At 49.8% G+C, this 13,310-nt stretch carries 10 protein-coding genes; 8 read left to right on the forward strand and 2 right to left on the reverse strand.

Translation table 11 applies throughout. The features are described from left to right. The 4 genes from ACO064_RS21895 (at position 1) to ACO064_RS21910 (ending at position 4,155) form a co-directional block, all read left to right on the forward strand. Complete coding sequence (locus ACO064_RS21895) at positions 1 to 1,113, forward strand: sensor histidine kinase (RefSeq protein ID WP_421829355.1); 1,113 nt, start codon at positions 1 to 3, stop codon at positions 1,111 to 1,113. A 13-nt stretch (positions 1,114 to 1,126) separates the two neighbouring features. After that, on the forward strand, positions 1,127 to 1,558 hold the full coding sequence (locus ACO064_RS21900) for a response regulator (RefSeq protein ID WP_114404055.1): 432 nt from the start codon (positions 1,127 to 1,129) through the stop codon (positions 1,556 to 1,558). 120 nt (positions 1,559 to 1,678) lie between these two features. Next, a complete protein-coding gene (locus tag ACO064_RS21905; RefSeq protein ID WP_421829356.1) occupies positions 1,679 to 1,882 on the forward strand; it encodes a heavy-metal-associated domain-containing protein in 204 nt (67 codons plus the stop codon). Further along, on the forward strand, positions 1,879 to 4,155 hold the full coding sequence (locus ACO064_RS21910; protein WP_421829357.1) for a heavy metal translocating P-type ATPase: 2,277 nt from the start codon (positions 1,879 to 1,881) through the stop codon (positions 4,153 to 4,155). Before ACO064_RS21905 ends, ACO064_RS21910 begins: the two co-directional genes overlap by 4 nt. 187 nt (positions 4,156 to 4,342) lie before the next feature. Here the strand turns inward: ACO064_RS21910 and ACO064_RS21915 are convergent, their stop codons facing one another. Together ACO064_RS21915 and ACO064_RS21920 are read right to left on the reverse strand one after the other, a co-directional pair. After that, positions 4,343 to 5,197: an ester cyclase gene (locus ACO064_RS21915; protein WP_421829358.1), complete on the reverse strand. Its 855-nt coding sequence runs from the start codon at positions 5,195 to 5,197 to the stop codon at positions 4,343 to 4,345. Between the two features lie 423 nt (positions 5,198 to 5,620). Then, positions 5,621 to 6,733 carry a Gfo/Idh/MocA family protein gene (locus tag ACO064_RS21920; RefSeq protein WP_421829359.1) on the reverse strand — a complete coding sequence of 371 codons (1,113 nt, stop codon included), beginning with the start codon at positions 6,731 to 6,733 and terminating at the stop codon, positions 5,621 to 5,623. Positions 6,734 to 7,175: 442 nt separating this feature from the next. On the opposite strand from ACO064_RS21920, the gene ACO064_RS21925 reads away from it, so the two are divergent. The 4 genes from ACO064_RS21925 to ACO064_RS21940 all read left to right on the forward strand — a co-directional run bounded on the left by ACO064_RS21925 (position 7,176) and on the right by ACO064_RS21940 (position 13,296). Then, positions 7,176 to 9,632, forward strand: a complete 2,457-nt coding sequence (locus ACO064_RS21925) for a TonB-dependent receptor (protein ID WP_421829360.1) — start codon at positions 7,176 to 7,178, stop codon at positions 9,630 to 9,632. A gap of 15 nt (positions 9,633 to 9,647) precedes the next feature. After that, entirely contained in the window at positions 9,648 to 10,568 is a 921-nt protein-coding gene (locus ACO064_RS21930; protein WP_421829361.1) for a DUF4249 domain-containing protein, read from the forward strand. Positions 10,569 to 10,822: 254 nt separating this feature from the next. Beyond that, positions 10,823 to 12,274: a hypothetical protein gene (locus tag ACO064_RS21935; protein WP_421829362.1), complete on the forward strand. Its 1,452-nt coding sequence runs from the start codon at positions 10,823 to 10,825 to the stop codon at positions 12,272 to 12,274. Positions 12,275 to 12,288: 14 nt separating this feature from the next. Further along, positions 12,289 to 13,296: a S8 family peptidase gene (locus ACO064_RS21940; protein WP_421829363.1), complete on the forward strand. Its 1,008-nt coding sequence runs from the start codon at positions 12,289 to 12,291 to the stop codon at positions 13,294 to 13,296. Positions 13,297 to 13,310: the final 14 nt, after the last annotated feature.

Genomic DNA, 13,310 nt, shown 5'->3' on the forward strand with positions numbered 1-13,310 from the left:
ATGGTAACAGCGAACCACTCTCCGGACATGACGATCATGTTGGTCGACGACCGCGAGGAGAACTTGCTTGTGCTCGAAGAAATGCTGGCGAACGACCAGCGAACGTTCATCAAGGCGACGTCGGGCAACGAAGCGTTGCGATATGCCCTGAAAAACGACCGGATTGGTTTGGTTATGCTGGATGTTCAGATGCCCGAAATGGATGGTTTTGAAGTCGCCCGGATTCTGAAATCCAACCCGAAAACCAGGGACATCTCCATTATTTTCGTGACAGCCATCAACAAGGAGGAGCAGTATATTCTGAAAGGGTTTGACGAAGGGGCGGTCGATTACCTGCAAAAACCGCTGGATGTCAACGTGACCAAAGCGAAGGTAAATGTTTTCGAGCAACTGTATCATTACCAGCAGGAACTGAAGCAGACGGCGCTCCAGCTTGAGAAAATAAATAAGCAACTGGAGAAATTTGTCTACATCGTCGCGCATGATCTGAAATCGCCTTTGGTGGGCATGATTGCGGCTCTGTCGTTGCTCGAAATGAAAAACGAGGAAGAGGTGGTTCCGCGCGAAGAAATTCAGGAATACGTGGGTCACTCGAAATCGGCGGCTTTTCATTTGTCCGACATGATCAATTCCCTGCTGGAGTATTCGCGGAAAAATGTGGCGCAGCAAACCGTCGAGGAGGTGGATGTGCACGAACTGGTCGATCAGATTGCCCTGCTGATTTTTCCACCCCGGCATATTTCCATCGAAATTAAAGGGCAATTGCCGGTGTTACATACCAAAAAAATCAAGCTGCATCAGATCTTTCAAAACCTGATCAGTAATGCGATCAAATACAATGACAAACCCGTTGGTTTCATTGAAATCGGTTGCCACGACCGGGGCCGCTCCATCGAATTTTACGTCAAAGACAATGGCCCGGGAATTGCACCGGATGAACACGAAGCGATCTTTAAGTTATTTCGCACCACCTCCAACGTTGCCCAGGCCGAAAGCAGCACCGGCGTCGGGTTGTTCATTCTAAAAATGCTGGTCGAAGAGCAGGGTGGAAAAGTGTGGGTGGAATCGGAAGTGGGTAAAGGCAGTATATTTTATTTTGATTGGATGAAGTAAGTTGCGAAACGCTATGGAAACGAGTATTACTTTTTACGTTGTGGAAGACGATCAAACCGATTTTAGTTACATCGATCGGGCGATTCATGAAATACAGCCGGATCTGAAAATTCGCCGGTTTTTGCACGGTGCAGCCCTGCTGACGCATCTTCAGAGCATTCTCCCGGAAGAATACCCGTCGCTGATCATGCTGGATTTTTTCATGCCGGTTCTGGACGGACTGAAAACCCTCCGGCAACTGAAAGCCAACGAAAACTACCAGCAGATTCCCGTCGTGATGTGGTCGGGATCGTCGCGGCCCGAAGACATCAGCCAGGCCTACCGGCTCGGCGCACGGGCGTTTCACACCAAGCCGGTTTTGTTTGAAGACTGGCAGGAACAGTTACAAACCACCTTGCGGTATTGGTTGCGGACGGTGGAACTGCCCCGTTTGGCCGAATATTAAGAGATCATTCCCTTATTCCTGGCGATGTAACACAATTCTACACGAATCATCCGGAATTCTGTACCACTGGCTCTTGTTCTATTGCTGATCTTTGCAGTGTCAAATCACAAAAACAAGAGCATGGAAACGATACAATTCAAAACCAATATCAAGTGTGCAGCCTGCGTGGCCACCGTAACGCCCTTTTTGAACAAAGCCGTCGGCGAAGCCCACTGGCAGGTCGATACCCAGAACCCGGACAAACTGCTGACGGTGGAAGGCGCCACGGTGGATCAGGTGAAGGAAGCGCTGAAAGAAGCCGGTTATAAAGCGGAACCGGTATGAACGCGCAACCCACGGCGGTGGCGAAAACCGCCCGGGCCGGTGCTGCCTCCAAACCGGTTCGGAAAACCTATCCCGTTCTGGAAATGAGCTGCGCGGCCTGTGCCGTCAGCGTGGAGTCGATGCTGAAAACGACGCCGGGGGTGGTCGATGCGGGCGTCAATTATGCCAACCAGCAGGCCTGGGTGGAGTTTGATCCCCAAACTGTTACGCAGCAGGAACTCCAAACCGCCATCCGTTCCATCGGCTACGACCTGGTGATGGATGCGGAAGATCCGCAGGCGGTGCAGGCCGAAGCACGGGAACGCCAGTATGAATCCCTGAAAAAACGGACGATCTGGGCGGCTGTACTGTCAGTTCTGGTGGTGGTGATCGGGATGTTTTTCATGACGATTCCGTACGCCAACGAGATCATGCTGGTGTTGTCTGCACCGGTCGTATTTGGTCTGGGTCGCTCGTTTTTTGTCAATGCCTGGAAACAGGCCCGGCACGGAAAAACCAACATGGATACGTTGGTCGCCCTGTCGACCGGCATTGCCTTTCTGTTCAGTACGTTCAACACGCTCAACCCGGATTTCTGGCATCGGCGCGGCATTCACCCGCACGTCTATTTTGAGACCGCTGCGGTGATTATTGTCTTTATTTTACTGGGAAAACTGCTGGAGGAACGGGCCAAATCGAACACCTCTTCGGCCATTAAAAAGCTGATGGGATTGCAACCCAAAACCGTCCGAATCGTGGAAAACGACGTCGAAACGGAGATTCCGGTGGCGTCGGTTCGGGTGGGTCAGGTGATTGTAGTGCGGCCCGGCGAGCAGATTCCCGTGGACGGCGTCGTGGTTTCCGGTACGTCGTTCGTCGATGAAAGCATGATTTCGGGCGAGCCGGTTCCGGTGGAAAAAAAGGCGGAACAGGCGGTTTTTGCCGGAACAATCAACCAGAAAGGCAGCTTCCGGTTTCGGGCCGAAAAGGTGGGTGCCGACACGGTTCTGGCGCAGATCATCCGCCTGGTGCAGGACGCCCAGGGCAGCAAGGCCCCGGTGCAGAAACTGGTCGACCGGATTGCCGGTATTTTCGTGCCGGTCGTCATCAGCATTGCCCTGTTGACCTTCCTCGTCTGGATGGTATTCGGGACGTCCGCTGTTGCGGGTGAAAACGCGTTTGCGCAGGCCCTGCTGACGTCCGTAACGGTTTTGGTCATCGCCTGTCCGTGTGCGCTGGGGCTCGCTACACCCACGGCTATCATGGTTGGTGTGGGCAAAGGCGCGGACAATCAGATTCTGATCAAAGACGCCGAAAGTCTGGAATTGGGCCATCAGGTGAACGCCGTTGTGCTGGATAAAACCGGTACGATTACCGCTGGAAAACCTACTGTTACCAACCTGGAATGGCAACGTTCCGACATCGCTCAGGCATCCTCCGTTTTATACGCGCTGGAAAGCCAATCGGAACACCCGCTGGCCGAAGCCGTGGTTGAGTATCTGACCGGTTTATCGGTGAACAGTCTGCCGCTGGAATCGTTCGAGAGCCTGACCGGGCGCGGGGTTTCGGCGCGACATGAAGGGATTACCTACCGGGTGGGCAATCGTCGTTTGCTGGACGAACACGGTATTCTGGTCGATCCGGCGGTTGAAAAACGCGTGAAACAATGGCAGGATGAAGCCCGGACGGTAGTGTATTTCACCAACGACAAAACCGTGCTGGCGATCATCGCCATTGCCGACCAGATCAAAGAAACATCGAAAGCCGCGATTCAAACGCTGAAAAACCGGGGGATAGAGGTGTATATGCTGACGGGCGACAATCCGCAAACCGCCCAGGCAGTAGCAAAAACGGTCGGCTTGACGGATTTTCGCGCCGAGGTGATGCCGTCTGATAAAGCCGCTTTCATTCAGGAATTGCAAAGCCGGGGGAAGGTGGTCGCGATGGTGGGCGACGGCATCAACGACTCCCAGGCGCTGGCGCAGGCCGACGTTAGCATCGCAATGGGTAAAGGCTCCGACATCGCCATGGACGTGGCCCGGATGACGCTCATCACGTCCGATTTGGGCAGCATTCCGAAGGCCCTGGAACTGTCGCGAAAAACCGTGCGGGTGATCCGTCAGAATTTGTTCTGGGCGTTTATTTACAACCTCATCGGCATTCCGATTGCCGCCGGGATTCTGTTTCCGATCAACGGTTTTCTGCTCAATCCGATGATTGCCGGAGCCGCGATGGCGCTCAGTTCGGTGTCGGTCGTCAGCAACAGTCTGCGTCTGCGGGGCGCGCGGTTGTGAAGAAGGCTACAGAATGGGTCATCCCTACGGGATTTTGTGCATTCGATCTTCACCTTGATGGGCGGATTGAAACCCACCCCTACAAAATGGGTCATCCCTACAGGATTGTTGTATTCATAATCCCGTAGGGATGATTCATTTTGTAGCCCTCGGTTTTAACCGGGGGTATAGATTGAACGAGGCATGTCTAAAATCCCGTAGGGATGACCCATTTGTAGCTCAAAACCCAGGACATTAGCTGCTGAACGCCCCACTGTTCCTCGATTTTTCCCTGACTTAATCGGAAAACGTCATAGAACGTACCTGATTTTCGGTCAAGAAGACCTTCGGATTGCACCACCACAAAATTGCCCTCGCCAATAATCCGAAGGACTTCATGGATGGCGAAATCTTCATTTTTTTGTTGCAAATATTGCCATAAACCATCCCGGCCGTTGGCAATTTCGGGCTTGTGCTGAATCAAATCCGACGTGACATAGTCCGAAAGCGCGTCGAATTTCCGCTCGATCAGAACGCGTCGACAGAAGGCTTCTACTACTTTTTTATTCGCTTCGGTTAGCCTAATGTCCTCCATGTCGACGGCTCCGTCCATCATCGGATGCCCGTTCAGGGTCGTTTCGGGTTGCTGCTGAACAGCGTCCCAATGTTCAATGACCTGCCCGTTCCGAAGCCGGAACAGATCAACGACGACCATGTGCTTCCCGCCGAATTCAAAGCGCAGGTTTGTCACCACGTAATCATTTTCCGCAATAAGTCGCATGAACGGTTTGGCCGGATTGGTTGGTTTGGGCATTTGCTGCATGGCTTTCAGGGCCTCCAGCAGCCCCGCCTTGCCCGGTTTCACCATCAGGCTGTGTTGGATGTAATCGTCGGCAATGATTTGTTCGGCATAATCGAGGTCGCCGTTGGCAACCGTGCGCCGGTAGAAATCCCGGATAATGGATTTATTGTGTTCTGTATTTTGCATGATCAGCGTCTGTTTAGAAATGGCTCTGGAACACGAAACGATCCGGAGAACCGCTGCGCATAACAGAGCTGCCATGAAACTGTTTGGTTTCATGAGGGATAAAAGAAGGACTTGAATGAAACTGAAAAACCGTCAGGCTACCAGGAAAAGCCTGATCTGCCCCAAAGAAAGGGCATACGAAAACGCCCTACCGGATTTCGGTGGGAATTTTCGGTGAAGGTTGGCGGTATGTGATGATACGATGCAGCAGTGCCGCAAAGGTAAAGGCATCCGAATAAATTACAATGGGTTACGGATCCAATTTCGATACGATGATACATCCCACGAGCCTGAAAGGCTCACATCACTAGCCCCGGCTATAGGCCGGGGGAATATGGTTGAATACGGTTTGTAATGGTTGGTGATGGTTGAATACGGTTGGTGATGGTTGGTATGGTTGAATACGGTTTGTAATGGTTGGTGATGGTTGAATACGATTGGGTATGGTGTGGAATAACATCATGAACGCGCCAACCGATCGGCATCCACCGCCGTCAGCAGCGACACCAACCCGTTTTGTTCGGTAATCTTCCGGTGCTTTTCGGGGTAGCGAATGGCCGACGTCTGGTCGATGAACATCTGCCGGAGCAACTCGCCGTAAAGGTGCATTTTCTGGTGGTCGAAACCGTAGCGGATCTGCACCTGCTGGGCAATTTCAAATTCCTTGTTGCGCCCCCGGGCCGCCCGGTCTTTGCCGCCATAATTGGCCGTAATGTCCAGAATCGAATCCGGAAATAAATCCATCAATGCCCGCGTTCCGGCTTCATCCACCAGCCCCCGAATCACCGCCCGCGTCGGCACCCATTCCTGCAAGGTAACATCGCCCCGCTCAAACAGCAGCCGCATTTCCTGCCGGTCCATCCGGCCCACCTGCGTAAAACCGTGGTAGAAATTGACCAGCGCATCGCCGTAGCGGACGGTCGCGTTCACCTGGTCTTCGAGGTCGCTGCCCTCACGTTTGCACACCTGAGCTGATTCTACTTTGCCTTCGCCCAGCCAGCCCGCAAACATGTCAAAAAAGTGAACGCCGTGTTCGATAAAAATACCGCCACTGAGTTCCCGGTCCCAAAACCAGTGCTGGGGCGAAAGGCCTTCGTCACCCGCGTAGTTTTCGAAATAACCGTGCAGGAATTTTCCTAGTATTTCCTTGTCAATCAGTTTTTTAACCCGCTCGAACATCGGATTATACCGTTGCATCAGGTTGGTGACCATCAACAAGCCTTGGCTCTCGGCATAGCTTACCATTTCGTGGCCCTGTTCGGCATTCATCGCCAGCGGTTTTTCGCAGATGACGTGTTTCCCGGCCCGCAGCGCCTGCATCGACTGTTCGTAGTGCAGGAAAGGGGGCGTGGCAATGTAGACAATGTCCAGATCCGGTTGCGCCAGCAGTTCTTCGATGGTGTCGAAATGCGTGGCCCCGAAGCGATTGGCGGCCTTGGTGGCTTCCTCGCGTTGGGAACCGGCAATGCCAATCAGCTTGACATGTGGAGTCTGGAGGAAATGCTGGGCAGCAAAAAGGCCGAAGCCGCCGAAACCAATAATGCCTAGACCAAGTTCTTTTATTTCACTCATGATGCCGTTCAGATTGTGGAGATTAAACGTGCGGAACGGTTTTCGCTCCGGGCCATAAAACCGTGAATACGCTATATCCTAACCATAAACCGGCCAAACTGTTGAGATTGAATGGTATGTACTTAGCCAACAGGTAATTAGTTTTCTAACAATATGACTGACTTACCGGAACATCTGTCGTTGGGACGCATTGGGTAGGTTGAAGGCGCCAATTTCTCCTACCCCACAGAGTGTGAAAAACCGTACTTCATGAGAGGGAGAAGAGAAAAAAAAAGGCAGGATTAATTTTATGCTACACCTCATGCCTTTCAGGGCTGGATTTTGGCGGTTCATCATTTTTTTGTCCTACGGGATGGGGGGAAAGCCGACCTTTGCTGTCATTCCGTCAATGTCGTCGTAACGGACGATATACGTTAAACCACCATCCTATGAAACACGCCTTATGAAAAAAATCGTACAAATTGGCCTGCTGCTGTTGCTGGTCGGCCCGGCCGTTCTGGCGCAGGGTACTCCCGATCCCGCTCCTGCAAGCCGGCGAACCAATGGGCAGGCCACTGTGAGCGGCTACATTAAAGATGCTGCCAACGGCGAAGGCCTGATTGGCGTTTCGGTGTTCGTGAAAGAAACCGGTTCCGGCATCACCACCAACTCCTACGGCTTTTACTCGCTGACCTTACCGCTCGGAACTTACAATCTGGTGTATACCTACGTCGGTTTTACCAAACAGAACCGCACCATCGACCTGACCAGCCAGAACGTCCGGCTGGATATGGAGTTGAAAGAAGAAGGGCGTGACCTCCAGGAAGTTGTTATTTCGACCAAACGTGAAGACGATAATGTGAAAGACATTGCGATGAGCGTCAATACGGTAGAAATGAAGACGATTCAGAAAATTCCGGCGTTGCTGGGCGAGGTTGACGTTATCCGGAGCATCCAACTGTTGCCGGGCGTCTCGACGGTTGGCGAGGGCGCAACGGGCTTCAACGTCCGGGGCGGAAACGTCGATCAAAATCTGGTGTTGCTCGACGAAGCGCCGGTTTACAACTCCTCCCACCTTTTCGGGTTTTTCTCGGTTTTTAACCCCGATGCGGTCAAGGATGTGAAACTGGTCAAGGGCGGTATTCCGGCGGTATATGGCGGCCGGATTTCGTCGATCCTCGACGTTCGGATGAAGGAAGGAAATTCCAAGAAAACGACGGTTTCGGGTGGTATAGGTTTGATTTTTAGCCGGTTAACGCTTGAGCAGCCGCTGTTTAAAGATAAAGAAGGGCAGGCCCGGGGTTCGTTCATTATTGCCGGTCGCCGGTCGTATGCCGACATTCTGGCCAAACCGTTCCTGTCCGGCGACTTAAAGGGCTCCCGGTTCTTCTTTTATGACCTTACCGCCAAGGCCAATTACCGCATCAACGATAAGAACACGATTTACCTGTCCGGTTATCTGGGGCGCGATGTGTTCGGGGCCGATTTTGGGTTCAACTGGGGCAATACGACGACCAGTTTGCGCTGGAATCACGTGTTTAGCGACAAGCTGTTCCTGAACACCACGGCTTTTTACAGCAATTACGACTACCTGCTCGACAGTGATTTGAAGCGGAAAGATCCCAAAGATTACTTCAACTGGAAATCGTCCATCGTCAACTACAGCATTAAACCGGACTTTACACTGTTCCTCAAAAACAACACCCTGACGTTTGGTGGTCAGGCCATTGTCTATGATTTCCAGCCGGGGCTGGCCAATGCCGCCAGCGGGGGCGACGTGCGGACGTTTGGGCTGGAAAATAAATATGCGCTGGAAAGTGCGCTCTACATCGGTAATGAACAACTGGTTTCCAAGCGGTTGCAGTTGCAATACGGCTTGCGGTATTCGCTCTACAATTACCTCGGTCCGGGCGAATCCTACGAATTTCAGACCGATGTGCCGCCCAACCAGCGCCGGTTTCCGGTTTCCACCACGACCTACGGCCGCAACGAAACCATCAAAACCTACGGCAACTGGGAACCCCGGTTTTCGGCCAAGTATGAGTTGAATGAGGTTAGCTCGTTGAAAATGAGTTACAACCGGCTGGCGCAATACATCCACCTGGTTTCAAACACCACCGCTTCCACGCCCCTGGACGTCTGGACGCCATCGACCAACAACATCAAACCGCAGATTGCCGACCAGATTGCGGGGGGGTATTTCCGAAATCTGGGTAAAACCGGTACGGAGTATGAGGTGTCGGTGGAACTCTACTACAAGTGGCTGCAAAACCAGGTCGACTACATCGATGGTGCCGATCTGTTGCTCAACAAATACCTCGAAGGCGACTTGCTGAACGGCAAAGGCCGTGCCTACGGCGCTGAGTTTTTCGTAAAAAAGAACAAAGGTGACCTGACGGGCTGGGTGAGCTATACGCTGGCGAAAACCGAACGGTTTGTGAACGGCATCAACAACAACCGCTGGTTTCCAACACGTTTCGACAAGCGGCACACGCTGAATGCCGTGGCTTTGTATGATCTGAACAAACGCTGGAGTTTCTCGGCCACCTTCGCTTTTGCGACGGGCACCCCCGCCACGTTCCCCACCAACGGTTACCTTTTTCAGGGGTATCTGGTGCCGCACAACGCCGAGAATTCCCGGAATAATTACCGGATTCCGCCCTACCATCGCCTGGACCTGGCAGCTACGTTGCAAAACCGCAAGAAAAAACCGACGCAGAAATGGGAGAGCAACTGGGTGTTTTCGGTCTACAACGCCTATGGTCGGAAGAACCCATTCTCGGTCTTTTTCCGGCAGGCCGAAGACAAACGGACGGTGACGCTGAACGGCGAGCAGGTGCAGATTCCGGTTGCCGAAGCCGTACGGTATTCAGTTTTTGCCACGCTGATTCCGTCGGCAACCTACAATTTCAAGTTTTAGAAGATAAAAACCGCCATGAAAAATACACCTATATTCGGTTTTTCGGTCATTCACGTACTCCTGCTGGGGTTGCTGCTGCTGGGGCTGTCGTCTTGCGAAGATCCGATCGATATTGACCTGCAAACCGGCCCGTCGCAACTGGCCATCGATGGCTGGCTGACTGATCAGCCGGGTCCACAAACCATCAAACTCACGAAAACCACCGGGTATTTCGACGCGGCTCAGCCCCCGGCGGCTCTGGGTGCTACGGTAATTGTGGCCGACGAAGACAGCGTGATTCACGAATTTATCGATGTAAAAGGGAACGGTACGTATGTCTGGACCCCGAAACCCGGCGAAGTATTCGGGAAAATCGGCAAAAAGTATTTGCTTGGCATCCGGTTTGAAGGGCAGGAATACTACGCCATTTCCCAGATGAATGCCGTTCCGGCCATCGATTCGCTGGTTTTCCGGGAAGAAAAACCCAATCCGCTGGAGGACCGCAAGGGTTTTGCGGGCGAGTTTTATGCAACGGACCTCCCGAACCAGACGGATTATTACTGGATTCGGGCTTACCGCAACGGCAAGCGGCTCGACGAAACCAGTGACATTGTCGTGTCGTACAATGGCTCGTTCAACGGTTCGGCCGACACCGACGGTTTGTTGTTCATCCAGCCCATCCGGACGTCGATCAACCCCGACAGTTTGTATAACCGGAACGACTCGGTGAAAGTGGAAGTGTTGTCGATTACGCCGGACGCCTTCTATTTCTTTCAACAACTCAGCACCCAGATCAACAACGGCGGGCTGTTTGCCTCACCACCCGCCAACGTGCCGACCAACGTGGTGAACCGCAACGTCAGCGGCCCCAAAGCCGTCGGTTTCTTCGGTGTTTCGGCGGTGAGCAGCAAGACGGTGAAAGTGGAGGAGGTAAACATTCGGCCGAGCGAGGATTAGGGGGGGGGAAGCAGGGAGTGACAAGGACAGAGATTAGGGGCTATTACCTCCTTAATCTCTGTCCTTTTTTTGTAAATACAAAAATGCAAAAGTGGGATAGTTTAGAAAAATACGGCAAAATGACTGGATTGTCGTGGGGAAAATACTGTACTGAAAGGGTAGATTTCCCATTGGTTTAAGTGGCCGAAAGAAACACCTTTGTAAAGTTATAAATACCCTGTTTGCTACCGGTTGAGTTTATAAACGCAGAAAAAATGAGAAAAATACTACTACTACTATGTGTGGCTCTGGCGTGCGATAGCATAGCCCAAAACAGTACGAATGAGCTACTGGAAGCAAAAAAAGTAACGCAAACGTTACACATTCGATTGTCGACGGGAGTAGATAAAAAAATTGAAATTCGTCCAGATAATGAAACGTTTAAGCCTTTATTGGAAAAAAGGGTATTCAGTATTCCAAAGCAGGAAAGTGGTGTAAATCTTATAGTAGACTTTTTAAATCCCTTACGCTACGAAATAAGTGTGTCAGATACTTTATTGCCTGATGCAAGTGCTCAGGCAGTTACTAAATTTCTAGAAGCACTAACTATCGCAGCTTCCAGGTTTGGGGTAGCAGCGGCAAGTGCAAATAAAACCGAAATACCTAAAAGAGATGTCGTTTCGCTAGAAGAAGAATATGTAAGATGTTTAATCAGAGATAGTGCTCGCAAGGAAGAAATAGTACAATCTGTTTCAGCCCTGAAAGAAAGGTACATTATTGATGTCATGGAACAGGTTAGAGTAGCAATAGAAAACGTCAGGTCCAAACAAACGTTAAAAGATTACAAAGAAGCTGTAGATCAATTTGGTAAAGAGATAAAGATACAAGAAAAAGAACTAAGTGATTTTGAAAAAAATATTGCCGAGTTTAAAACACTTTATCTCTCTCTTCGTGAGAATGATATTGAAGATTTCGTTGTATCCAATAAGGTTTTGGAGATAAGGAGACTGTTTGGAGACTATTTAAAAAGTTTAGAAAAAGAAGCAGAGGATCGCAAGGCTCTAATAAATAGTATGAAAGAGTTGCTCAAGCAACTTCTGCCGGTTGCTGAGAATTATACCGATATAAGACCTGACGAAAATTTTATCAATATGAAATATTTGAAAGCGGAAGAGGAAAAAATGCGGGATGTAAAAACCACAATTAAAGATCGGAGTGTGAATATTAGTAAAACTAAAATTGAAATGATTACAAACTCAAAAAAAATCGCGGATGCTGAGTTTAGAGTTAGAACCTATCAGCGTTGGGTTCCTGAGTTTACAATGGGTATTTTCAATTCTGTTTTCTCAGTCCCTACTTACAGTGCAGTTAAAGAAGGAGATAAACTGGTTGTCAGTGAAGAGAAAAAAGTTAAGTATTACGGAGGTCCGGCTGCTTTTTTGAATTTAGTAAAAAATTCAGATGGTAGTCTGGTGAATTTTATGGCTCAGCTTGGGATCGGTACCACTGATTTTCCTGTACCCTCACTTTTGTTTGGACCTGGGATTCGTTTCAAGACAAAAACTCCTTTCGCAATTTCAGCTGGCGGCTTGTTATTTCGTAGCAACGAACTCAATAAATTGAGTAAGGGTAGTGAAATTAACGATAGTAAAGAGATTGATAATGATATCAAGAGTAGTCTTAAGCTTGGTCTTAGTTGGTATATCTGTATTCAGTTGAAAATATAATTTACTCTGCAGCTATGGAATCCAGGAAAAATAAAAAACTTCTTATCCCCCCTCGGTTTATTATTAAAAACGTAGTAGTTTCTCTTTCGGAAGTTATCGATTGGGGATTGCGATTGGTGGGCATACCGGACATTTGGACTGTAACACAAGGGGAGAATATCAAGGTTTGCGTATTGGATACCGGGGTTGATTATAGCCATCCAGACCTAAAGGATGCAATAGAAGATGTTGCAGACTTTACAGGTAGCTTATCTGGTCCATTTGATATTAACGGTCATGGTACCCATTGTTGTGGTATCATTGCTGCTCGACGCAACAACGCGGGTATGGTCGGTGTAGCGCCACAATCTAGGATTTATAGTGGTAAGGTGTTGGGAGATAGTGGGATAGGTGAAGTTGAAAATATCATTAAAGGCATCAAATGGGGTCTTAAAAAAGGAGCGGATGTATTTTCATTGAGTCTTGGAACGTTTGAAGATGACCCTGAATTGAAGGCAGTAATTCAGGATATTTTTAATGACGGGAAGATTATCGTAGCAGCGGCAGGCAATGAAAGCCGATCCAACTTCATAAATTTTCCGGCACGATATGAAGAATGCATTGCTGTGGGATCGATAAATAAGTTGCGTTTAAGATCTGCTAATTCAAACCGATCCTCTGATTTGGATATTGTAGCGCCAGGGGAAGATATTTATTCTACTTACCTGGGAAAAAGTTACGCTGTATTAAGTGGTACCAGTATGGCAACACCATTTGTTGCCGGTGTCTGTGCTTTAATATTATCAAAACATCGCACATCGGGTGGCGGTACGCCCATAAATAATAACAGAGATATGTTGGCTCACCTTGCTAAAACTGCCATCGATTTGGGTAGAGCAGGAGTTGATAGTGATTTCGGCAATGGCTTAATTCATATTGAAAAAGGAGTCCGATCGCTTGCCATGGATGTACTGGCTAATGTATTCTATACTGATATTTTTACTACATACGAAGGAATGAACTATAGTTCAGATAAGAAATAAAAATCGGGTGTTTC

The sequence above is a fragment of the Larkinella sp. genome, from assembly GCF_965227735.1.
Lineage (GTDB): Bacteria > Bacteroidota > Bacteroidia > Cytophagales > Spirosomataceae > Larkinella.